This window comes from Pedobacter sp. PLR, assembly GCF_026239675.1.
Classification (GTDB): domain Bacteria; phylum Bacteroidota; class Bacteroidia; order Sphingobacteriales; family Sphingobacteriaceae; genus Pedobacter.
In genome coordinates this window covers 332,973-356,163 of sequence record NZ_JAPIVQ010000001.1, presented here as the reverse complement: position 1 = coordinate 356,163, position 23,191 = coordinate 332,973, and the positions used below count along the sequence as shown (strand labels likewise).

General features: G+C 36.7%; 20 protein-coding genes. 19 read left to right on the top strand and 1 reads right to left on the bottom strand.

Going from position 1 to position 23,191, the window contains the following annotated elements; translation table 11 throughout:
* Positions 1 to 55 precede the first annotated feature (55 nt).
* Positions 56 to 466, bottom strand: a complete 411-nt coding sequence (locus OQX61_RS01505) for a helix-turn-helix transcriptional regulator (RefSeq protein WP_265839872.1) — start codon at positions 464 to 466, stop codon at positions 56 to 58.
* A gap of 714 nt (positions 467 to 1,180) precedes the next feature.
* Here OQX61_RS01505 and OQX61_RS01500 point away from each other — a divergent pair.
* The 19 genes from OQX61_RS01500 (at position 1,181) to OQX61_RS01410 (ending at position 23,188) form a co-directional block, all read left to right on the top strand.
* Positions 1,181 to 2,473: a nucleotide sugar dehydrogenase gene (locus OQX61_RS01500; RefSeq protein WP_265839871.1), complete on the top strand. Its 1,293-nt coding sequence runs from the start codon at positions 1,181 to 1,183 to the stop codon at positions 2,471 to 2,473.
* A 5-nt stretch (positions 2,474 to 2,478) separates the two neighbouring features.
* A complete protein-coding gene (locus OQX61_RS01495; RefSeq protein ID WP_265839870.1) occupies positions 2,479 to 3,939 on the top strand; it encodes a lipopolysaccharide biosynthesis protein in 1,461 nt (486 codons plus the stop codon).
* A gap of 63 nt (positions 3,940 to 4,002) precedes the next feature.
* The gene (locus OQX61_RS01490) at positions 4,003 to 4,866 is read left to right on the top strand and encodes a glycosyltransferase (RefSeq protein WP_265839869.1); all 864 of its coding nucleotides are present in this window, start codon (positions 4,003 to 4,005) and stop codon (positions 4,864 to 4,866) included.
* 40 nt (positions 4,867 to 4,906) lie between these two features.
* Positions 4,907 to 6,007, top strand: coding sequence for a glycosyltransferase (locus OQX61_RS01485; RefSeq protein ID WP_265839868.1), 1,101 nt, complete (start codon positions 4,907 to 4,909; stop codon positions 6,005 to 6,007).
* A gap of 90 nt (positions 6,008 to 6,097) precedes the next feature.
* Positions 6,098 to 6,775: a methyltransferase domain-containing protein gene (locus OQX61_RS01480; RefSeq protein ID WP_265839867.1), complete on the top strand. Its 678-nt coding sequence runs from the start codon at positions 6,098 to 6,100 to the stop codon at positions 6,773 to 6,775.
* 33 nt (positions 6,776 to 6,808) lie between these two features.
* The gene (locus tag OQX61_RS01475; protein WP_265839866.1) at positions 6,809 to 7,405 is read left to right on the top strand and encodes a sugar transferase; all 597 of its coding nucleotides are present in this window, start codon (positions 6,809 to 6,811) and stop codon (positions 7,403 to 7,405) included.
* A 1-nt stretch (position 7,406) separates the two neighbouring features.
* Positions 7,407 to 8,510 carry a glycosyltransferase gene (locus OQX61_RS01470; protein ID WP_265839865.1) on the top strand — a complete coding sequence of 368 codons (1,104 nt, stop codon included), beginning with the start codon at positions 7,407 to 7,409 and terminating at the stop codon, positions 8,508 to 8,510.
* A 19-nt stretch (positions 8,511 to 8,529) separates the two neighbouring features.
* Positions 8,530 to 10,374, top strand: coding sequence for an asparagine synthase (glutamine-hydrolyzing) (asnB, locus tag OQX61_RS01465; protein WP_265839864.1), 1,845 nt, complete (start codon positions 8,530 to 8,532; stop codon positions 10,372 to 10,374).
* Between the two features lie 9 nt (positions 10,375 to 10,383).
* The gene (locus OQX61_RS01460; protein WP_265839863.1) at positions 10,384 to 11,493 is read left to right on the top strand and encodes a glycosyltransferase; all 1,110 of its coding nucleotides are present in this window, start codon (positions 10,384 to 10,386) and stop codon (positions 11,491 to 11,493) included.
* Positions 11,494 to 11,544: 51 nt separating this feature from the next.
* Positions 11,545 to 13,389, top strand: coding sequence for an asparagine synthase (glutamine-hydrolyzing) (gene asnB / locus OQX61_RS01455; protein ID WP_265839862.1), 1,845 nt, complete (start codon positions 11,545 to 11,547; stop codon positions 13,387 to 13,389).
* Between the two features lie 80 nt (positions 13,390 to 13,469).
* A complete protein-coding gene (locus tag OQX61_RS01450; protein ID WP_265839861.1) occupies positions 13,470 to 14,591 on the top strand; it encodes an NAD-dependent epimerase in 1,122 nt (373 codons plus the stop codon).
* Positions 14,592 to 14,822: 231 nt separating this feature from the next.
* On the top strand, positions 14,823 to 16,226 hold the full coding sequence (locus OQX61_RS01445; protein ID WP_265839860.1) for a pectate lyase: 1,404 nt from the start codon (positions 14,823 to 14,825) through the stop codon (positions 16,224 to 16,226).
* A 107-nt stretch (positions 16,227 to 16,333) separates the two neighbouring features.
* On the top strand, positions 16,334 to 17,482 hold the full coding sequence (locus OQX61_RS01440; RefSeq protein WP_265839859.1) for a glycosyltransferase family 4 protein: 1,149 nt from the start codon (positions 16,334 to 16,336) through the stop codon (positions 17,480 to 17,482).
* An 11-nt stretch (positions 17,483 to 17,493) separates the two neighbouring features.
* Positions 17,494 to 18,546: a GNAT family N-acetyltransferase gene (locus OQX61_RS01435; RefSeq protein ID WP_265839858.1), complete on the top strand. Its 1,053-nt coding sequence runs from the start codon at positions 17,494 to 17,496 to the stop codon at positions 18,544 to 18,546.
* Between the two features lie 30 nt (positions 18,547 to 18,576).
* Positions 18,577 to 19,380: a phytanoyl-CoA dioxygenase family protein gene (locus tag OQX61_RS01430; protein WP_265839857.1), complete on the top strand. Its 804-nt coding sequence runs from the start codon at positions 18,577 to 18,579 to the stop codon at positions 19,378 to 19,380.
* Positions 19,381 to 19,401: 21 nt separating this feature from the next.
* The gene (locus OQX61_RS01425; protein WP_265839856.1) at positions 19,402 to 20,373 is read left to right on the top strand and encodes a hypothetical protein; all 972 of its coding nucleotides are present in this window, start codon (positions 19,402 to 19,404) and stop codon (positions 20,371 to 20,373) included.
* Complete coding sequence (locus OQX61_RS01420) at positions 20,370 to 20,867, top strand: GNAT family protein (protein WP_265839855.1); 498 nt, start codon at positions 20,370 to 20,372, stop codon at positions 20,865 to 20,867. The genes OQX61_RS01425 and OQX61_RS01420 overlap by 4 nt, the downstream gene beginning before the upstream one ends.
* A 26-nt stretch (positions 20,868 to 20,893) precedes the next feature.
* Complete coding sequence (locus tag OQX61_RS01415; protein ID WP_265839854.1) at positions 20,894 to 22,084, top strand: O-antigen ligase family protein; 1,191 nt, start codon at positions 20,894 to 20,896, stop codon at positions 22,082 to 22,084.
* A 39-nt stretch (positions 22,085 to 22,123) separates the two neighbouring features.
* Complete coding sequence (locus OQX61_RS01410) at positions 22,124 to 23,188, top strand: GNAT family N-acetyltransferase (RefSeq protein ID WP_265839853.1); 1,065 nt, start codon at positions 22,124 to 22,126, stop codon at positions 23,186 to 23,188.
* Positions 23,189 to 23,191: the final 3 nt, after the last annotated feature.

Genomic DNA, 23,191 nt, shown 5'->3' with positions numbered 1-23,191 from the left:
ACTGTTGATGGGAAAACTGGCTTTTTAATTATTATGCGCAAGCGAAAGACCCGGGTTACCGAATACTTAAATGAGTCGGGTGCTCCGGACCGCGTGGATTTAAATTGACATTTGAATTGGTATGCGTCATGTCGACTAACAAATCATTGTATTTCTCCAGCAGGCTGATGTATTTGGTCATCCAGTAATCTACTGCATGATTGCCATCCTCATCCTGTTTTCCCTGGCTATTTGCATTCTCAGTAATTTTTAAATTTTGAGCACTTGCAAATTCCTCCGGAAATTCTTTTGTGAAATCATAATCTATAGCCTCGCCAATTTTACAGATGGTCTCCAGGTTTACCTGGCCATATTCAAACCAATTGTAGATAGCTGTTCTACTAACATGAAGCTTTCTGGAAAGCTCGCTGATTCCGATCTTTTTACGTACTACACGTTCGATCACATCTCCTCTATTAGGTGTCATAATTTGTAGGTAGTTTAAATTTAACTTAATCCTATTACCAAAATATACCCGATCAGTTGGATGTGCTGATCTTACCTAATACCATGAAAAAATGATACCAAATCAGCAAATTTTGTGTTTGCTGTACAATATTGATTCATCATATTGAGAATAATTACTGAATTATTCAATTTAACCAGTACTGTGAATATAATTGTAGAATGAAATATTTTCTTGTACAGTTCTGTTACCAGGCTGATATTTACAACTGATTGGTTAATTGAGTAAAAATGGGGAATTGCAGATGCACCTATGAGGCCTTATTTTTACACTATTGTAAAATGGTCTGTATAGACTTTACAATAGATTGACAACTTTTACATATTCGCTATTTTCTCCATAATAATTACCTAGCTTTATTCTACGAAATCGCTGATATAAAAGTGATTTTATACAGAAGCTAATTTTCAAGATAAACAGTCTGAACAATTGGCGGAACAATTTCTATTTGGGAGGGGAGATGTTTCTCGGATATTTTAGTTCAAAATCAGCTACTGTAACTGAAGTGGCGAAGCTATAAGTGACCACACTTATTTAAGCTTATCATCAATTATTTTGCAATAATCAAATACATTAAGGAGCACCATCATGAGCTATGTTGTGCCTCCATATGCTTTTAAGGAAGCAAAAATTTCATAATCATTTTCTGATTCATCTATTAATAAAACCTTTAACATGCTAGACTCACGCACTAAAATTGGTATTATCGGCCTCGGTTATGTAGGGCTGCCCCTGGCTGTAGAATTTGCAAAGAAATACAAAGTATTGGGTTTTGATATTAATGAAGAACGTATTTCCGAACTCAACTCCGGGTTTGATCATACGCTTGAAATTGATGCCGGGCTATTGAATGAAGTCCTGACCAGAGACTGCAGTACTGCACAAGGTTTGTACTGTACCAATGATCCCGAAATCCTAAAAAACTGTACGATTTTTATTGTTACCGTGCCTACGCCGGTAGACAAAAATAACCGGCCTAATTTGATGCCCTTAATTAACGCAAGCATTACTGTTGGCGGGGTTCTTAAACCAGGGGATATTGTAATTTATGAATCAACGGTTTATCCGGGAGTTACTGAAGATGAATGTGTGCCCGTATTAGCCAGAATCTCCGGTCTTGAATTTAACGTTGATTTCTTTGCTGGTTATTCTCCGGAACGGATTAACCCCGGGGATAAAAAACATACAGTGGCCAACATACTTAAAATAACTTCAGGTTCTACGCCTGAGATCGCTGAAATCGTAGATCAATTATACAAATCCATTATTGTAGCAGGTACCCATAAAGCATCCTGTATTAAAGTTGCAGAGGCTGCCAAGATCATTGAAAATGCACAACGGGATATTAATATTGCCTTTGTTAATGAGTTGGCCATGATTTTTAATCGTTTGGGTATTAACACAAATGAGGTACTGGATGCAGCAAGTACTAAATGGAACTTTTTAAATTTCAGACCAGGTCTCGTTGGTGGACACTGTATTGGGGTAGATCCTTATTATCTGGCGCAAAAGGCACAGGAAGCGGGTTACCACCCGGAGATTATTTTGGCTGGGCGTAGAGTTAATGATGGCATGGGCGCCTATGTAGCAGACCAGCTGATCAAGCAAATGATTCAAAAAGACACTCATATTGTGGGTGCAAAAGTACTGGTATTGGGTTTTACATTTAAAGAGAATTGTCCGGATGTCAGGAATACGAAAGTGATTGATATTATCAAAAGATTAAAAGAGTATAACGTACAGGTAACCGTTCATGATCCATGGGCAAATGTGGCGCATGCGAAACATGAGTATGGAATTATATGTGAGAATGGGGAGTCTAAAACCAGGAAATACGACGGGATATTATTAGCAGTTGCCCATCAGGAGTTTAAAAGCATTGACCTGCCAAGCTTATGTAAAAAGAACACTGTGGTATACGATATCAAATCATTGCTTCCTAATGCCTCAGTCGATTTCCGATTATAAAGATCATGGATCTACAAGGGAAAACAATTTATGGTGTTCTTTGGGCGGTAGGGCAGGAACTGAGCTCAAAATTTATTGGATTTTTTATCACAATTATACTAGCCAGGATCTTATCGCCAGCAGAATTTGGTTTAATCGCCATGTTATATGTGTTTATTGCCGTTGGTAATTCATTATTAGATAGTGGTTTGACCTCTTCTCTTATTCGGACCGCAGAGGTGACGCAAAATGATTGCTCCACGGTTTTTTACTTTAATTTATTAGGAAGTGCAGTAGTTTACCTGATCTTGTTTTTTACAGCTCCTTTAATTTCAATGTTTTATCATCAGCCAGTGCTTACAAATGTTGTCCGCGTTTATGGAATAGCACTCATCATCAATGCATTTTTCGGGATTCAGCAAACACTTCTGGTTAAGGAAATGAAATTCAAAACAATGACCATGATCCAGATTCCATCTGTTTTAGGTGGAGGGATTTTAGGAATTGTTTTAGCGAAACTGGGTTACGGAGTGTGGAGTCTGGTATGGATGAGCCTAATTAATTCGTTGATATCTACAATGCTGCATTGGTACTTTTCTAATTGGAGGCCCATCCTTTTATTTGATTCCAAAAGCTTCAAAAATCATTTTAGTTACGGGTATAAGCTCACTTTATCCAGTTTGCTGGATAAATTATACCAAAATATTTACGCGATTCTCATTGGCAAGTTTTACGTCCCGGCACAGTTGGGCTTTTATTCCAGAGCCGATTCAATTAGTCAGCTTCCAATTGGGATCATTTCATCCGCAATTAATAAAGTTACTTTTCCAATGTTCGTTAAAATTGCCGATGATGCTGAACAACTTTTGAATGTGTATAAAAAAATAATGCTGCAGGTTCTTTTTTGGATGGCACCCAGTTTAATCGCTTTGTGTGTCATAGCTGAACCTTTATTCAGATTGGTTTTAACAGATAAATGGTTACCCGCTGTTCCTTACTTTCAAATTTTATGTGTCGCCGGTGTGATGTATCCCATACATGCCTATAACCTGAACATTTTAAAAGTAAAAGGGCAAACAAGTTTATTTCTAAGATTGGAAATTATCAAGAAGGTATTATGTGTGATAGGGATATTTTGTGTGTTTCCATTAGGTATATATGGGCTGCTTTATTTCCAGTTGATCTTTAGCTTTTTCGCTTTTTACATCAATTCTAGTTATAGCGCCAGATTTATCAATTATCCATTTAAAAAGCAAGTTGAAGATATTTTGCCCACTTTATTTATATCAGGTTTTATAGGGATAGGTTGTTTTTTTCTGGACAAAGTGCTGCTGAGATTTGATTTTGGCGATCTACTCCGGATTATGGTTTTAGGGCTTAGTTATTTCATCAGCTATTTTGCAGTCTGCTATCTCTTTAAATTATCAGCAATTATTGATTTCAAACAATTAGTTCTCAAAAGACTAGCTCCCTTATCTACTTTATAGTGTCTGTGTAAAATTGTTTATAGGGCTTGTGTACCGAAAGTTGACGGATTTATTAAAAATAAGATGGAAAGAAATAATCAGGAAATTATGGTTAGTGTATGTTGCCTAACCTATAATCATGAGAAATACATTGCTCAGGCAGTTGAAGGTTTTGTGATGCAGCAAACAAATTTCCCCATTGAGATTATCATCGGTGAGGATTGCTCTACGGATAGAACCCGGCAAATTCTGGATGGATATGCTTCCAGATATCCGGATAAGATCAGACTAATTACCTCTCCATCTAATGTGGGGGCGAATAACAATGCTGTCAGAGTGTTTAAAGCAGTAAGGGGCAAGTACATTGCGATATGCGATGGGGACGATTACTGGACAGATCCTTTAAAACTACAAAAACAAGTGGATTTCCTGGAACAAAATGAAGCCTTTGTCATGTGTGGTCATTATTCTAAAAAGATCTCGGAAAACAATGAAATTCATTATATGAATTTTAATCCTACACCGCTTATTTATTCTTTTAATGATGTAATGACTGAGAATAAAACGGAAATTTCCACTTTGACCATTGTATTTAGAAACTCAGCCGAGATTAAGAAAATGTATACTGCAGATTGGTTTTTAAAATGCAACGCGCCGGATAGATTCATCAAACTTTATACAACGTTTGTATCTGGTAAAGGCATTTATATTCTGCCTGAAACTATGAGTTGTTATAGGATGCATCCCGGTGGGATCTGGAGTTCATTAAAACCTAGAAGTTTAAAACAAAAAGAACTTCATGATTTGCATCTGATCATTAAAATTTTCAAATATTCCTGGAACCAAAGGATTAAGCTTTTTGCCCTCTATATAAAGAAATACTTTTTGTTTGAGGTGAAAGAACGTAGTCTGCAGGGGGCCCTGGGTACAATGAGGACGATACTGTAAAGTTAACTGATGCCATTTCAATAATGGGGATTGAGGAATCATGGAAAAAAAATTGTTTTTTGTTATTAATAATCTTCAGGGTGGAGGGGCGGAAAGAGTCATCTCTATTTTGGCCAATGAGTTCAGCAAGCAAGGCTATAATGTATTTATGGTTTGCCTCAATGAAGCTGAACCGGCTTTTAAAATCTCACCTGAAATTAGGAGGGTGAACCTATTGAAGGGCAGAGGTACTGAGCATATTTGGAATAGAATCAGGTACGCGGGATTGATTTACTTCAGGTTAATCGCCTTGCTCATTAAAGAAAGACCTTATTGTGTGGTTTCTTTTATGACCGCTGCAAATCTGTGGACAGGGTTAACTTGTAGCCTGACAAATGTCCCCTTTGTGGTTTCAGAGCGCACGATGCCAGATCGAACCATTAATTCTTTTAACTATTTTTTTAGAAAACTATCTTTTTTAATCTATCGGAAATCTAAAGCTATTGTCGTTCCGGCGATAGGAATTGCTGACTGTATTAAAAGAAATGAATCTTATAAAGAGCTGAATAATTTTAAGATCATTAGGAACCCAATACACGTATTTCCCAAACCGTCTAATACCAGTGTAAATGACAAAACATTTATTCTTGGTGTAGGAAGGCTCAATTTTATCAAAGGATTTGATTTATTAATTGACGCATATAGTAAAATTAATGCCGAAAATGTTGATTTAATCATTGTTGGGAATGGGAATGAATTTGAAAAATTAAACGCACAGATTGAAAAGTTAAACCTGGTAGGAAGGGTTAAATTATTAGGTGTTAAAGATAACCTGCAAGATTACTATCATCAGGCTGAGTTATTTGTATTGTCATCGAGAAATGAAGGTTACCCTAACGCTTTAATAGAAGCAATGAGTTTTGGCTGTGCTTGTATCGCTGTTGATTGTGAATATGGTCCTTCAGAAATTATAGATCATGAAGTAAACGGGCTTTTAGTTGAAAATTTCAACCAGATTCAACTTACCGAAGCTATGAATGAACTAATAACGAACCAGAGTCTCAGAAAAAAAATTGCAGGTAATGCTCAATTAATAAAAAAAACGAATTCAGTAAAAAGTATTTCAGCCAACTGGGGCCGTTTAATCTTAAATCAGGGTTGACTCTTGTTGTGGAGTATGCATAACGGTTTTTAAATTTTAACCATAAAACAGTCATATATAACATGTCATGTTTTACCTAACAAATTCATTATGAAGGACTATTTAAAAAGAGACATTATAGGGTGGGATACAGAAAATTGGTCAAGAGCAATTCCTTTTTGGGAAAAATTAGGACAGCTTAAACAGCGTGATAATAAGTGTTTAGAACTGGGGGCATATGGCGGCGGTTTATCCTTATGGTTGGCTCTGAATAAAAACCGTGTGATCTGCTCAAACCTTGAGATACCAGATGCAAATACGAAAAAGATTCATCATCAATATAATTGTTTGTCATACATAGCTTACGAAGCGATAGATGCAACCAATATTCCATATGCTGATCATTTTGATTTTATAACATTTAAATCAATTCTAGGAGGAATACCAGGGGTGGATGGCCAGCAGGTAAAAATTAAGACCATTAACCAAATCCATACCTCGCTTAAGCCTGGAGGTAAATTATTATTTGCTGAAAACTTATCGGCGTCAATTTTTCATAAAATCTTAAGGTATTGGTTTGGCACTAAAAACTGGAATTATTTGAAATTAAGTGATATGGATGTTGTTTTCTCCTCTTTTAGTGATGTAAAGTATACTACGGTAGGTTTTTTCGGCTGTTTTGGCAGAAATGAATCTCAACGGATTTTCCTTGGGAAACTAGATAAGTTTTTTGATTGGATGATTCCCAGGAAGTGCCGATACATTATTATAGGTATTGCTACCAAGTAAGTTAAAGAATCATTGCACAAAAAAACATTAGACATGGACACTAAACGGGTTTTCGATCTTTTATTAGCTACAATTGGGCTAATTGTATTAGCACCAATTTTCATTATTATAAGTGTTCTGATTCTTATAGATTCTAAGGGGGGCGTGTTTTATCGCCAGATTCGGGTAGGTAAAAATATGCTGGACTTTAATCTGTATAAGTTTCGGACCATGTATGTTCACCCTGCAGATCAAAATTTGCTGACCATAGGAAATCATGATCGTAGGATAACTAAGGTTGGTGAGGTTTTACGGAGATACAAGTTGGATGAACTACCACAGTTATTAAATATTATAAGGGGAAATATGAGTTTTGTAGGACCTCGTCCTGAAGTTAGAAAATATGTGAACTTATATAATGAGGAACAAATAAAAGTATTGTCAGTTAAACCGGGTATCACTGACTGGGCTTCATTGGAATTTTGCAATGAGAATGAGCTACTTGAAAAAGTACCAGATCCCGAGGCTTATTATATAGAAAATATTATTCCAGCAAAAATTCATCAAAACATGAGGTACATAAACCATAATAACCTGGTAGGTGATTTTAAAATAATATGGTTAACTATTAACAAGATTATTCTCAACTGATATGCGTATTGAAGAAAAAGAGGCTGTTAATCTAACGCCTGTACCCAAAAGGAAAGTGTTTTTTGTTTTAAGTTCTCTGGCATCAGGTGGTTCTGAGCGAGTGTTTTGGAACCTCGCTCAGGGCTTTAATAAAAGCAAATTTGAGGTAACCATTGTCATTTTGGATGCTTCTGAAAATTGTTTTTCAATGGATCTGGATCAGGTGAGATTTATCGATCTTAAGACTAAAAGAGCCTCCAGGTCATTTTTCGCTCTTTATTCGGTTTTGAAGAGAGAACGGCCTTATGCAGTTTTTTCTACAACAGACCATATCAATATTTTAGTCTCATTAGTCAGCCTGTTTTTAAAGATTCCTGTTCTGGTGGCCAGAGCATCAAATATTCCTCATGAACTACGCTTGTTTGAAGGTTCGAAATTTCGGTTTTATGAGCATTTTACCGGATTGAGCTACAAAGGTTATAAACACATCGTTTGCCAATCGGAGGAAATGAAGCAAAGTCTAGTGAATACCTATGCGGTTAATCCTAAGCTGATCACAGTAATTGGGAATCCAGTGCTTCAAACACTGAAAGTAAAAGAAGTGAAGAAGCGGACTAAAATCTATAAACTATTGGTGGTTGCCCGGTTTACCTTAGAAAAAGGACTGGACAGGCTGATTGATATTTTAGCGGACCTACCTGATAATTATCATTTAAGTCTGGTAGGAGTTGGAGTGCTGAAAAATGAAATCATTCAGAAAGTAAAAGAATTAGGTCTGATTTCAAGGGTTGAGTTTTTAGGACAGATCAGCAATACCCAGGAAGTGATGATGCAACATGATTTGATGGTACTTAGTTCTTACACCGAAGGATTTCCCAATGTAGTATTGGAAGCCCTGAATGTTGGGCTTCCGGTGGTCACCTTTAAAGTGGGTGGAATACCAGGGCTGATCATCAACGGATTTAATGGTTATGTTTTAGAGCAAGGTGATTTTCAGGGTTTTAAGAGGAGTATAATTTCAGCTTGTACCGTAGATACCTGGAATGCAGTTGAAATTAAGCACAATGTTTATCAGAAATACGCCTTGGGGCTAATCAGTGCCAAGTATGAGGAATTAATCCATTAACACTTTAAAGCATCGCATTATGTGTGGAATATACGGTACAACTCTGCCTTACTCAGATGATACCATTCGGGAGAAAATGGGAAGGATTAGTTTTCGGGGACCAGATTATACAGGAATAAAAAGGTATGAGCACGTACTTTTTGCTCATAATAGATTAGCTATTATTGATTTAGATGCCCGTTCTAATCAGCCATTTTCCTATCTGCATCTTCATATTGTGTTTAATGGGGAAATCTACAACTACCAAAGCATAAAAAAAGAACTGGAACTCAGGAATTATCAATTTCAAACCAGTTCAGATACTGAGGTCATTTGTGCCGCATATCTGGAATATGGAGCAGCATGCCTTCAACATTTCAATGGCATGTTTGCTTTTGTAATTTATGATACTTTAAACAATGAGTTATTCGGTGCAAGGGATCGTTTAGGCAAGAAGCCATTTTATTATATGCATTCGGGTCGATCCTTCGAATTTGCAAGTCAGCCTTCACAAATTGATATAGAAAATAATTTAAGTATTGATGAGAATGCAATAGCATCGTATTTAGTATGGAATTATATTCCCGAACCCAACTCTATCTATCTTGAAGTTAAAAAGCTACCCGCAGGTTATTATTTTAAATTTGATTTGCTGCGGGGCGACTTGAAGCTGACCAGGTATTGGGATTTAGACTACAATTGGACCAATAAGTTCATTGGGAGTTACCAGGATGCTAAAGATCAACTTTCAGAACTATTGAACGATGCGGTAAAAATAAGAATGTTTGCTGATGTACCATTGGGGGTGTTTTTATCCGGAGGAATAGATTCTTCACTTGTTTCAGCGATCGCCTCAAAACAGGTCAGTAATTTAAAGACCTTTTCAATAAAATTTAATGAAGTAGGGTTTGATGAAAGTGTATATGCGGAAAAGGTGGCCAGACATTTAGGTACAGAACACCATACTATAGAATGTAATTATGATGAGGGAATCGATTTGATCGAAAATGTAACAAAGTATTACGATGAACCATTTGCAGATTCCAGTGCAATTCCCTCCATGTTACTTAGTAAATATACCAGACAGCATGTCACAGTAGCCTTAAGTGGTGATGCAGGGGATGAAGCCTTTCTAGGTTATCACCGCTATAGGTGGATTGATAAAGTGCAGTGGATATTTAAATTGCCACATGGTGTCCGCAGAAGTATGGCTGCATTGCTAAGCCGTTCCTCCAATTACCGACATAAACTGATCGCTATGGGTATTTCTTTGCCAGAAATAGAAAGCCTATATGTTAAATTACTCGGAAGCATGGAAGATTCCTGGATATTAAATCAAAGTCTGGCCTTTGAAAGTCCACACATGCACCAGTTGATCCATGCTTCCAAGCCCATGTTAGAACGTGTTTCCGATTTCGATATTAAAACGTATTTAAATGGTGATATCAATACAAAAGTGGATCGGGCATCTATGGCTTTCTCCCTGGAATCACGTTCACCATTAATGGATTATAGAATTATAGAATTCTCCAGGACTTTACCAAGTGATTTTAAATACCAGATCAATAATCAGAAACGTATTTTAAAGGATTTGTTATTTGAGCATGTACCTGCAACTTACTTTGACCGTCCCAAATCAGGTTTTACCATGCCTTTCAAAAATTGGTTTCGTGCGGAATTAAAAGAGTATGTTTTAGATAAATTATCTAAAAAAGCATTAGAGAATATCCCTGGCATTGATGTGAACCGAACATTGGTGGTCATCGAAGAGCACATGAGTGGTAAATGGAACCGATATCCAGAAATATGGAAATTATTGGTGCTTTCTCAATGGCTGAATAAACAACATAAAAAACCGGTGTTCTCCAGGGTGGAAGTACTTTAATCAATTCGTATGAATACCAAAGTCTTATTTATTGTTTCTGGTTTACGTAAAGGAGGCGCAGAAACTCAGTTGCTAAAAATAGCCAGGTTTTTAAGATCGGTGCCATATGACGTTAAAATCATATCATTGAAGCCAATTAATGACTTTAATGTCGATTTCAGACAAGAAGGTCTTGAAGTTGTATTTTTGAAAAATTGGATGAGCCATCCCATTTCAAACGTTGTCAGAATCTTCAGGGAAGTTAACGCGTTTAAGCCAGAGGTGGTCATCGCTTTTATGTTTATTGCCATCATTTTTGCCCGTTTTCTTAAAATGTGGTTTGGCTTTAACCTGATTTCATCGATAAGAACACCTGTAATTTCGAACAAATGGTATATACCGTTTAAATTAACTTCTGGCCTGGACGATGTAGTGGTATACAACTCTTATAAGTCAAAATCAAATTTTGAACAGAGTAAGCTGGTGAAAAAAGTAGGTCTGGTGGTAAATAATGCCATATCAATTCCGGAAATGGGGCAGACTAATCATACTGATATTATAGGCAATAAACCATTTGTCTGGATTTCAATGGCTCATTTTGTTCCTGAAAAGGATTATATGACCTTATTTAAAGCCGTTGCTTTAATGAATCATGAATCTTTCAGAATAGATATTTTGGGGAATTTATTTGATCAGAAATGGCCTTTTCAGGTGATTGAGGAATTGGGAATCGCACATCATGTGCGCATCCTCGGGTTAAAAACAGAAACTACTCCTTTTCTGGCCGCCGCAGATGGATTTGTACTTTCTTCCTTCTTAGAAGGGATGCCAAATGCGCTTCTGGAAGCAATGGCTTATCATAAACCGATCATCGCGTCTTCTGTAGATGGCATTGAGGAGTTAATTAGAAATATTGATTGTGGATTTTTATTTAAGCAAGGGGATGAAAAGGACCTTGCCGGAAAAATGATTCGCATGATGAAAATGTCTGCCCGGGAGCGCTATGTATTGGGGGAAAACGGAAGAAAACATATTGAGCAGAACTTTTCCGAAGAAAAGGTTTTGCAAGATTGGTTGTCATTGGTGAATCAATTCTCAGAAAATAAGACCAGTTCCTTAACAGAGCTATTGCCCCGGTAACATCAGGCTGTTGGAAGACAGGAAAATTTTCACTTATAAAACTCAGAAATAATGTGCGGAATATTTGGAACGTTGAATTTTAATTCCAGTCAAAATAATGATGAAATATTTCGTGAATTATTTCATCGGGGACCTGATGAACAGCGTCATCATCAACAGGATAATTTGCAATTGTACCATACCAGACTTGCCATTCAAGAGCTGAGTGATCTGGGACAACAACCCATGACGCACAACGGACTTACTATTGTATTTAATGGAGAGATCTATAATCATTTGGAGATCAGAGCAAAATACGGAATGGTGAATCCTTCAAATTCTGATACCAAGACGCTATTAATGCTGTACGAGCGCATTGGGATGCAGATGTTAGAGGAGTTTGATGGGATGTTTGCATTTGCGTTGTATGATTCGATCAACAAGAAGTTATATCTGGCCAGAGACCGTGCAGGGAAGAAGCCTCTATTTGTATACACTAAAGATGAACAATGTATTTTTTCATCTGAATTAAATGTTCTGTTTAAAGTGATACGTCCGGAAATTGATTATGCCTCAATTGCAGATTATCTTTATCTGGGCTATCATTACCGTCAGTCTACGCCTTACAAGCTGGTCTCGGAGCTGGAGAACGGATCTTATCTGGAGATCGATACCGTTACGAATGAGTGTAAAAAGGTAAAATGGTTTGATATTTCTTCCTTTTATCAAAATGAACATAAATTGAGTAGTACGGAGGTGGTGGAACAGCTGGATCTGAACCTGCAGTTGGCAGTGAAAAGAAGAATAGATAGTTCTGATCTGGATGTGGGCTCGTTTTTAAGTGGGGGGATCGACAGCGGATTAGTGACAGCCATTGCGGCAGCGCATACCAATCGTCTAAAAACATTTACCGTTAGAGTAGAAGGGAGTTATGATGAATCTGTTTTGGCAAAGAAGGTGGCCTTAAAGTATGATACAAATCATACCGAAGTGGATATCTCTTTTACAGATCTGCAAAAGGACATAGAAAAGATCCTGATTAATCATGGAGAACCAAATTGTGACAATTCTGCTATTCCAAGTTATTATGTAGCAAAAGAAGCAAAAAAATATATTACTGTGGTTTTAAATGGAGATGGAGCAGATGAATTATTTGGTGGATATCGACGTTATGTTCCCTTCAGGCACTTTGATTTCTTTAATTCGGGCCAGGTAACGACCAGTACTGCAAGATTGCTTGCCCGTGTTTTACCGATCGCAAATGAAAAGCAAAGTAGTTATAATTATTTGTACAGATTGCTGAAAATGGCCAGCTATGATGATATCCTCAAGGTTTACAATTCTGCATCATGCGATCTGTTTGTTGGTTTTGAAGATCAATTTTTACAAAAGCCATTGATGAAAGAGATTTCGAAGGACCTGGTTGTCATTAATGAGTTACCTATATCTCCTTTAAAAAAGATCATCCTAACCGACTTTCAATCCATGTTATTCAGCAGGCTGCTTCCAAAAATGGATATCGCGACGATGGCTCATTCTCTCGAAGGCAGAAGTCCATTTTTGTCTAAGGAGATTTTAGAGTTCGCACCTGGCTTACCCGATCGCTACCGGATCAATAAAATTACGACCAAATCTATTCTGCGGGACCTGGCACTGAAATATCTGCCATCAGAACTGATCAACCAACCTAAAAGAGGATTTGAAATTCCATTAAAGACCTGGGTTAACGGGGAATTAAAAACCATTATCAGCGATTACCTTCTTGCCCCACAACCTTTATACGCCAATATTATTAAGCGAAGCTTTATAGAAGACCTGCTCGATCACAAAATTCAAATCTCTGATGAAAGAAGAGCCAAAATCCTTTTTTGTGTATTTGGGCTGGAAGTTTGGTTCAAAGGTTTTTATAGTAAATAGGATTTCCATCTGATCCAATCCAGAATGGAAACACATCCCCGAATTAATATTCTTATAAATAAACACTTAAAATAAACATTATGAAAATTTTAGTAACTGGTACAGCCGGATTTATTGGCTTTCATTTAGCAAAACGTTTATTGGAAAGAGGAGATGAAGTCGTAGGGATAGATATCATTAATGATTATTATGATGTCAATCTAAAGTATGCACGTTTAGCAGAGAGTGGGATTGCCAAAGAAGATATCGTTTACGATAAAGCAATTGTAAGTAGTAAATATAATAACTACACTTTCGTTAAGCTGGATCTAAACGATAAGGACGGGATGATGGAACTCTTTAATACCAATTATTTTGATGCAGTATGTAATTTAGCTGCACAAGCAGGGGTGCGTTATAGCTTAACTAATCCGGAGGCTTATATCGAATCGAATATTAGTGGGTTCCTGAATGTCCTGGAATGTTGCAGGTATGCAAAAATTAAACATTTACTGTATGCCAGTTCTTCCAGTGTTTATGGTTTAAACAAACACATGCCATTTTCTGTGGAAAATAATGTAGATCATCCAGTGTCTCTGTATGCCGCATCTAAAAAATCTAATGAGTTAATGGCGCATGCTTATAGCCATCTCTTTAATATGCCAAATACTGCTTTGCGTTTTTTCACTGTTTATGGCCCATGGGGTAGACCAGATATGGCCCTGTATATATTCACCAAAGCAATAATGGAAGGCAAACCTATTGAAGTTTTTAACGCTGGAAATATGAGTAGGGATTTCACCTATATAGATGATATTGTAGAAGGAATCGTTCACCTGATAGATAAACCAGCAGAAAGTAACCCGGATTGGGATGCCAGCAATCCAGATCCTGCGAGTTCTAAAGCTCCATATCGTGTATTCAATATTGGTAGGGGAGCCCCGGTCACACTTTTGGACTTTGTTAAAGAAATAGAAGAAAACGTTGGTCTTGTAGCTGATAAAGAATTTTTGCCCATGCAAGATGGAGATGTTAGCGACACCTGGGCAGATATTTCAGGCTTAGAAACTGAATTCGACTATAAACCTAAAACTTCGGTGAAAGAAGGGGTACATCAGTTTGTCGATTGGTACAAGATGTTTTATGGATCCGGGAAGGAACTAAAGAAACGTCCAAGAATAAGAATGTCGGATCAAAACGTAGTGTATGGCACTAAAATTTAACCAATAACCCGATTTTGTTTGTCACTAAAGTGTCATTAAACAAAATTGTGCAATAATTGTGAAATCCCTTTACGCCTCATATACAGGTGTATGATCTTTATTTTAAGCGCGTAGAGCCAATTTTTTAAAGTTCACCCCATTTTCTCTCTTTCCTTCTCTGTAACTTTTAAGATACAATTTTTTTACAACCTCCCCGTTTAAAAGGGGTAAATTAAAAAAAGAGAAGTATTAATGGAAAGATTGAAAAAAAAATTAGAAAGAGTGTGTGTGTTAGGTTTATTACTATCAGCAGTTTTAACGTTTAGTCAGTGTAAGAAAGAAAGTCCTGCTCCAAATGACTTTCCAAGTGTGAATGATTCACACCTCAGTGATTCACAGTCTGTTGTCTCGAATACAACAGTTGTACCTTTAGATTTATCAAATGCTACAGTAGATGAAGGCTTTGCCTTCAGAATTTCAAAGAACTTTGGTATTACCGGCGACTCAAATTCGCAGCCGACAATTTCCAAACTTAGAATTTTTGAAGATGGCAAAGAACTTGGAGCAGCCCATTCTACACATGCGAGTATTCGCACTACAGGTAAAGGGAAATTCAGCCATTGGTCGAATAGTTTGATTTTCTCTACTTCAGATAATAGCGATCCCCGTAAAAATGGTAGAAAATATACCTTTACAACCGGTGGAACTCCTGGTACTGTCGTACCACCAACTACCCCGCCTACTACGCCAACGACGCCTCCAACAGGAGAAACTGGTGTAGCAGCACAAGGTTTATTAGGATATGCCGCTGAAAATGGTATCACAACAGGTGGTAAAGGTGGTCAAACCGTTACGGTATCTACGTTGGCAGCACTTAAAAGTGCAGCAGCTTCGTCATCTCCGACAATCATCCAGGTTTCTGGAACAATTACTGGTACCGGAATGATCAATGTATCTTCAAATAAATCAATTATCGGTTTAAAAGGTTCTAAATTAAATGGTGTTGGTCTATTGCTATACACTGTAAATAATGTAATTATCCAAAACATGACGATTGCAAACGTTGTAGGTGGAGATGCGATTACCATTAAAGAATCAACGCATCATGTTTGGGTAGATCATTGCGATTTATCAGCAGATAAAAGCCATGGTTGGGATTATTATGATGGATTGTTAGATATTACCAACAAGTCAAATTATATTACCGTATCATGGAATAAAATACATGATTCAAATATTGCAATGCTGATTGGTGCTGGATATACAAATACTGATGATAAAGGAACGCTTAAAGTAACTTTATACAATAACTACTTCAGCAATATCTCTGAGCGTACACCTGATGCAAAATTCGGAAGTGTTCACATGTTTAACAACTACTTCAATCAATCCGCTTATGTAGGAGCATTTATGGGTGCAACTATCCGTCTTGAGAACAACTACTTTAAAGGTTCAAGCTTGCCGGTAAGAACAGATTTAAGTTCAACTCCAGGAGTAATCAGCGGATTAAGCTCGAATATATTTGAAGCTAGTGGAGCAAATAGAATTACCTCTTCAGCATCAACCTGGGAGCCAACTTATACTTATAAAACTGCTGTTATTGCAGCTGCAAATGTTCCATCTGTAGTAAGTGCAGGAGCAGGAGCTACACTATAAGTAGAAAAACACAAAAGACTTAACCGTCAAATCATACCTCATTAAACTACAATAGCCACCTGGAGCAGGTGGCTTTGTAGTTTTCACTTGTTCTTAAATTTATCGAAATGTACATCCACAGAAAAAAGGTTTTAATAGCCTGCGATTCTTCGCGTACCTTATTGGGTTTTAGGGGTAAATTAATCGAGGAGCTCGTCAAGAAAAATGAAGTCCACGTATTTACGCCAACGATCTCTCAACAAGAGGTGAGCGATAAATTGAACGATCTAAAGGTGATCGTCCATGAGAATGAATTGAATGGAAGTAATGTCTCCATATTTTCTGATCTAAAGTATATTTCTAAACTATACAGCTTAATCAAAACGATCAAGCCAGATGTCTTTTTCCCTTATACCTTTAAACCGGTGATATACGGAACCGTAATCGCTAAATTCTGTAAGGTAAATTGTATTACACCTATGTTAACTGGCTTAGGTTACAATTTCACCAGTCATGGTGTTAAAAAAAGCCTGGTCAGCACCATCACTAAAAGCCTTTTAAAGTGGAGTCTGCTAAGGAGTGATCATCTGAAGATCATTTTTCAAAATGCTGATGATTACCACAAACTCATAGAAACAGGAATCATAAGTAATCAACACCAGGCATTTGTAGTGAATGGCTCTGGAGTGGATTTAGAACACTATGATTATTCTATTCCAGATACCAAAAACATTAATTTCTTAATGATTTCCCGGCTAATTAATGCAAAAGGCATTAAGGAGTTTTATGAAGCTGCTAAATTGGTTCGTCAAAAATATTCCAACATCAGTTTTAAGCTCATTGGAGCCTATGATGATAATATTGACTCGATTAATAAAGAATTATATGCCAGTATAAAGTCGGACCAGGTCATTGAATATCTTGGTGAGGTGAATGACGTCCGCCCACACATTAAACAAGCTTCTATTTTGGTCTTACCTTCTTATTATGGAGAAGGGGTGCCAAGATGTATGCTAGAGGGAATGGCAATGGGAAGAGCCTTAATTACCTGCGATTCTGTAGGTTGTAGAGAAACCGTTGACACTTCAACGGAGAAACCCAACGGTTTTTTAATCCCGATTAAAAATATAGATGAGTTGGTTTTAAAAATGGAACATTACATCAATAATATCGACGACATTCTTAATTACGGGCTAAACGGACGAAGTTTTGCAAAGCAAAAATTTGATGTTAACCTGGTGAATGCTGAAATGTTAAAAATTATGCAAGTGAACTAAAAAACATAACAATGTCATACATCGAAAATGATCTACCAGTCCCTATGTATCATATCGTAACGGATCAGGATGCGGAAAAATGGTTTAGTTACGTGAAAAAGTCAGTGGATTATGATATTTATCATACGCTCCATTACCACACCCTGGATAAGAGAGGGGAACCCATTCTTTTTGTATATGAAGAAGGAGAGGCGTTTATTGCTTTACCTCTTTTAAGGAGGGCAATTGAAAATACCAGCTATTACGACTTTACTTCCAGCTATGGGTACGCAGGTCCGATTTCTAATAAAAAATTTGAGACCCTGAGTAATAGCTTAATCGCGAACTTTAAGTACTCATTTGTCGATTTTATGCAGAAAAATCAGGCTATAAGCGTGTTCTCCAGATTAAATCCATTCATAAACCAGCGTTTTTTATTGGAAAAACTGGGGGGGATCAGAAGCAATGGAAAAACAATATACATTGATTTAATGCAGTCAATTGAAGAACAAAGATCTAAATATGACAAAAGGTTAGGCAGGCAAATAAGACAACTCCAGAAAAAAGGTTTTTTGGTAAAAGAAGCAGATACACAGGAGGAAATTGGTCGGTTTACCAACATGTATAATAAAAATATGCAGCGGTTAGAGGCAGATCAAAGCTATTTTTTTACTGAAGAATACTTTACTTCTCTTCTTAAAAATTCAGAGTTTAACTGTAAGCTAATCCTGATTTATGACGGAGATGAAATGATTTGTGGCGCTACAGTTATCTGGTCTGATGATGTGATCAGAAATCATTTGTCAGCTACCAGTGAGTCTCATATCCATTTCTCTCCAAGTAAGTTAATGATGGATGAAATCAGTCTGATCGGGAGAACGCTTGGAATGAAGTTTTTTCACCTCGGAGGGGGAGTAGGGGGGAAACAAGATACTCTTTTTAATTTCAAAGCCTTATTTTCTGACCTTCTTTTGGAAGATAATATCTGGTGTTTTGTAGCTGATGAATCCACATATAATAAGCTGGTTGAACAGAAAAGCATCAGCATTCACAAAGATTATTTTCCATTATATAGAAACGTTTAGTGTAATGTTAAAAACTAAAATCATATTAAGATGAAAAACAAATTTAACTATACAGAGGCCACTATTCCTAATTTCGAGTCGGCGATCAATCAATTTGGTTGGGTTGTTTATGAAAACGCTTTAAGTGATGAATTGATCAATGAAATTACATCTGATCTGAAAGACGCTTATCACACCAGGCGTCAAATTCAAATAGAAAACGGGATAGATACTAATATGGAAGGTACACTCCATCATATACTGGAACGTGATAATTTTGGGTTGCATTTTCTGGAAGAAATGTTTTGTGATAAAGAAATGAGATTGTTTTTAGGAGGTAATTACATCTTAAATGGGATGAGTGGGGTGATCAATATGAAAAATGACCGGCCCTATGTTCAAAATGTACATCGTGATTTAAGGAGTTTTACAGGGAGCTTAAAAATGATGATTCAAATGATCGTCTTATTGGATGATTTTACAGTCGACAATGGCGCAACCTATTTACTTTCTGGTTCGCACAAAGAAGATGTTAAACCTGATGATGCTTATTTCTATGAACATGCTGATCGCGCAATCGCAAAAAAAGGGAGCATCATTTTATTTGATTCCAATTTATGGCATGCTGCAGGTAAGAACTATACAGAGCTTCCACGAAGAGTGATTACCCTGAGCTTTACGAAACCCTTCTTTAAGCCTCAACTGGATTTTCCAAGATTCCTGGGGTATGAATTCGGAGAATCATTGAATGCAAACTTAAGACAGATTGTTGGTTATAATGCCCGTGTTCCTGCTAATTTATATGAATTTTATCAACCTGTTCATTTAAGAATGTACCAGCCAGGACAAGGATAAATATTGCTAATCATAGATGATATGTACATGCAAAACGCGGAAATTAAAGCAATGGGAGGATATCTTCATTTGCAATTGCCAAAAAATAAGGAGTACTATCCGGATCTGATCAAATTAAATACCTCAAGAAACGCATTGGAGTATCTGCTGGAAATAAAAAAATACAGCAAGATGTATATCCCGTATTTTACTTGTGAAGTGATGCTGGAGCCCTTGTTTAAATTAGGTATTCCATATCAGTTTTATCATATTAACGCTCAGTTGGAACCGATACTTGATTTTGAAGTTGGGCAGGGAGAATGTCTGTTATATACCAATTACTTTGGTTTAAAGCAAGCAGCGGTTAAAAAGTTAAGTGAGAGCGTAAATCATGTGATTATTGACAATGCTCAGGCCTTTTTTTCAAAACCGCTGCCTGGAGTAGATACTATTTATTCCTGCCGTAAATTTTTTGGTGTTTCTGATGGAGCATACCTCCAGATCAATACAGATGACCGTTTAACACTTGACAATGACATTTCTGTCCATCGATTTTCGCATTTGATTAAAAGCATTGATTTTGGCATTGAGCGTAGTTATGCTGATTTTGTTGAAAATGAAAAAGGATTGGTTGACAATGAAATTATGGCCATGTCGACGTTAACACAGGTGATCCTTGCCGGCATAGATTATGAATTTTGCAAAAATAAACGCATAGAGAATTTTAAATTCCTGCATGAAAATTTATCAGCTATTAATGAATTAACATTCGAATTTCCAACGCAAACCGCCGCCATGATTTATCCTTTAATGATTTCGAAGGACGGTTTAAAGGACAAATTAATAGCTAACAAGATTTTTATTCCTACCTATTGGCCTAATGTTTTAAAATGGACAACTCCGGATATGTTGGAATTTAAACTCGCTAAAGAGGTAATTTATCTGCCTGTTGATCATCGGTACGATTTAGAAGACATGGCTTATATGTTAGGTGTTTTGAAAAAACTACTATGAAACCATCAGTTTATATTAGACCATTGGTGTTAGAAGATGCAAGGACATCATGTAACTGGAGAAATGATCCGGATATCTGGGCTTTTACAGAGGTTAAACCTGATCGATTCATCTCGCCTGAGATGGAAGAAGAATGGCTGAAAAGTAAACTTGCCAATACCAATGAAAAAAGATTCGCCATTTGTGTAGAAGAGAATGATCAGTATATCGGCAATATTCAGTTGCTGGATATAGATGCTGAAACAGCTTCCTACCATGTGTTTATTGGAGAAAAGACTTTTTGGGGGAAAGGCATCTCACAGAAAGCAACAAATCTCCTGTTGTCTTATGCTTTCTCCGATTTGGGCTTAAAAATGGTATCGCTGGAAGTTCATCCATTAAACATCCCTGCCTGGACAGTTTATAAAAAAATAGGTTTTCTGCCTGTTGGAAATAATACCGAAACTGGATTTATAAAGATGAGGCTAAAAAAGACTGAGTTCTTTTTACCATAGTATTTCTCATTCTAAAAAAAATAGTTATGAAACTAATTAAGCTCGCTATTTTGCTGTTAATTTTCTGCAATCTGCCAAGTTATGCTCTGATTCACTTCGATGGTGGAGTTGGCTCTATGCTCAGTTATAGTATCTTTCTTTTAATCATTGGCTATTATTTGTTAGGTGAAAAAGAAAAACCGATCATTCCCTTTTTGGTGTTTGGTGTTTTATTTTCTTTCATCTCTTTGATGGTCAGTTCGCAATTTTCAGATACTTTTCTGGTCACCTTTATAAAGTATTTTATTTTTATCATTATGGCGCCGAGCGTCATTAGGGACGTTAAAGGTATAGATATCTATTGCATATTACTGATTGGCAGTTTAAGTATACTTTATGAAGCTGCCTTTGTGATTGGGATTGGGGGGAGATACAGTGGTTTTTATTTAAATCCAAATTTGGCAGGTTGTGCCTGTATTTTGGGATATGCTGTTGGTTTATCAATTGAGCAAAAGAAAATCAGGTTCGTTGGACAGCTTTTATTCTCTATCGCCGGACTGGTTACTTTTTCGAGAACATTTTTACTCATCTGGGTACTGATCAATCTTTTATCTCTATTCATCAGCTATAAGAATATTTATAGAATGCTGGCTTGCGTAGCTTTGTTTGCAGTATTTCTTTCATTTGGGAATAAATTAGACCTTAATCTTAAAAGATTGAACGCTTTCTCCGAGATTCTTGACGGAAAAATCGACAATGATTTAAAGGAAGGGTCCAGAACAGAAACCTGGGCACTTTATTACGATAAGATCATAGACCACCCCATCTGGGGAAACGGATACCATTCATTTAGTGGTCAAAGTGCTGGAGTAGAGACTAATCGTTTTGTGGTTAAGCTCGGCGTGCACAATACCTTTTTGATGATAGCAGGGGAAGCAGGAATCTTTGTACTGCTCTATTTTCTATGGATCTATGGTTACATTTTAGTAAATGGATTGCATTTCTTTAAGAAGAATCCCTCTATCTTTTTTCTGTCTTTTTCGCTGGTTCTCTTTATGTTAACCACTCATAATTATTTTGATAACTACCTGGTGTTGTTTACCTCGTTGTGGCTTTATCATCAAACCTATAAATTGAGAAGCGCCAGCACGAGCAAAGTAGACGTATTGTTTAGTCCGTTAAGAAATGAAGCCGTACCTGAGGACAACAAACTCGTAGGGCAATACAAATTGAATTAAGCTCATTATTCTTTTATTTTCATCACTAAATTAATAATCATGATTAAAACGATCACATTATCTCAGAAAAAGGATTGGGACTTCTATGTCCAAAATGCTTATGTTCATGATTTTTACCATACCTGGCAGTATCATACCCTGGACAATAGTGGTATTGCTATGCTATTGGTTTATGAGGAAAATAGCGATTTTATTGCATTTCCACTGATTAAAAGGGGAATTCCTGATTCCGGTTTTTTTGATTTATGTTCTGTTTATGGTTATCCGGGTCCCATTGCCAATAAAGAAATTAAGACTATAAATGCAACGTTATTACATAACTTTAAAACCGCATTTTTAAATTTTCTTACAGAAGAGAAAATCATATCTGTCTTCTCCAGACTTCATCCTTTTTTTCCTCAGGATAGGTTGATCAATCTTTTTAATGGTGTTTATGAAAATGGAAAAACTGTGGCAATAGACCTGACTTTACCGATTGAGGTGCAACGTGGAAAATATAAGCCGGAGACCTTTAGATCGATTAAAAAAAGTTGGGCAAAAGGTTTTTGGATCAAAGAATCTAAGGAATTAGCAGACATTGACCTCTTTATTGAAATTTATAAAGAAAATATGCTGCGCATTAATTCTACAGAATATTACCTGTTTAACCGGCAATATTTTCTGGATTTAGTAAATTCGGTTGAATTTGATTGTCGCCTCCTATTGGTTTATGTTGGTGACGAGGTGATGTGTGGAACCCTTATCATTTTAACACATGGCATAATTCAGGGGCATTTGATTGCGACTAAAAATGCTTATCTAAAGGAGTCACCAGCTAAATTTTTAGTAGATGAAATTACTTTAATTGGCCGAAGGGAGGGCATGAAATATATGAATCTGGGTGGGGGACTAGGCTTTAAAGATGATTCTTTATTTAAATGGAAATCATCTTTCTCCGATCTCTTTATGGATTATAAAAGTTTTAGATATATAGTTAATCCCTCAGTTTACGAGTCTCTGGTCGAAAAAAAGGGAATCAACATAAACGTCAATATTGATTTCTTTCCACTATACCGGGCTGTAACTAATTTTCTGACCTACGGTTGTCTTCATTTAATAGTTTAAAAT

Excerpts from the sequence above, each read along its gene's own strand:
- OQX61_RS01425 (WP_265839856.1), top strand. The coding sequence starts at position 19,402 with ATGTACATGCAAAACGCGGAAATTAAAGCAATGGGAGGATATCTTCAT.
- OQX61_RS01460 (WP_265839863.1), top strand. The coding sequence starts at position 10,384 with ATGAATACCAAAGTCTTATTTATTGTTTCTGGTTTACGTAAAGGAGGC.
- OQX61_RS01430 (WP_265839857.1), top strand. The coding sequence starts at position 18,577 with ATGAAAAACAAATTTAACTATACAGAGGCCACTATTCCTAATTTCGAG.
- OQX61_RS01420 (WP_265839855.1), top strand. The coding sequence starts at position 20,370 with ATGAAACCATCAGTTTATATTAGACCATTGGTGTTAGAAGATGCAAGG.
- OQX61_RS01435 (WP_265839858.1), top strand. The coding sequence starts at position 17,494 with ATGTCATACATCGAAAATGATCTACCAGTCCCTATGTATCATATCGTA.
- OQX61_RS01415 (WP_265839854.1), top strand. The coding sequence starts at position 20,894 with ATGAAACTAATTAAGCTCGCTATTTTGCTGTTAATTTTCTGCAATCTG.
- OQX61_RS01445 (WP_265839860.1), top strand. The coding sequence starts at position 14,823 with ATGGAAAGATTGAAAAAAAAATTAGAAAGAGTGTGTGTGTTAGGTTTA.
- asnB (WP_265839864.1), top strand. The coding sequence starts at position 8,530 with ATGTGTGGAATATACGGTACAACTCTGCCTTACTCAGATGATACCATT.
- asnB (WP_265839862.1), top strand. The coding sequence starts at position 11,545 with ATGTGCGGAATATTTGGAACGTTGAATTTTAATTCCAGTCAAAATAAT.
- OQX61_RS01490 (WP_265839869.1), top strand. The coding sequence starts at position 4,003 with ATGGAAAGAAATAATCAGGAAATTATGGTTAGTGTATGTTGCCTAACC.
- OQX61_RS01495 (WP_265839870.1), top strand. The coding sequence starts at position 2,479 with ATGGATCTACAAGGGAAAACAATTTATGGTGTTCTTTGGGCGGTAGGG.
- OQX61_RS01470 (WP_265839865.1), top strand. The coding sequence starts at position 7,407 with ATGCGTATTGAAGAAAAAGAGGCTGTTAATCTAACGCCTGTACCCAAA.
- OQX61_RS01505 (WP_265839872.1), bottom strand. The coding sequence starts at position 466 with ATGACACCTAATAGAGGAGATGTGATCGAACGTGTAGTACGTAAAAAG.
- OQX61_RS01500 (WP_265839871.1), top strand. The coding sequence starts at position 1,181 with ATGCTAGACTCACGCACTAAAATTGGTATTATCGGCCTCGGTTATGTA.
- OQX61_RS01450 (WP_265839861.1), top strand. The coding sequence starts at position 13,470 with ATGAAAATTTTAGTAACTGGTACAGCCGGATTTATTGGCTTTCATTTA.
- OQX61_RS01410 (WP_265839853.1), top strand. The coding sequence starts at position 22,124 with ATGATTAAAACGATCACATTATCTCAGAAAAAGGATTGGGACTTCTAT.
- OQX61_RS01475 (WP_265839866.1), top strand. The coding sequence starts at position 6,809 with ATGGACACTAAACGGGTTTTCGATCTTTTATTAGCTACAATTGGGCTA.
- OQX61_RS01440 (WP_265839859.1), top strand. The coding sequence starts at position 16,334 with ATGTACATCCACAGAAAAAAGGTTTTAATAGCCTGCGATTCTTCGCGT.
- OQX61_RS01480 (WP_265839867.1), top strand. The coding sequence starts at position 6,098 with ATGAAGGACTATTTAAAAAGAGACATTATAGGGTGGGATACAGAAAAT.
- OQX61_RS01485 (WP_265839868.1), top strand. The coding sequence starts at position 4,907 with ATGGAAAAAAAATTGTTTTTTGTTATTAATAATCTTCAGGGTGGAGGG.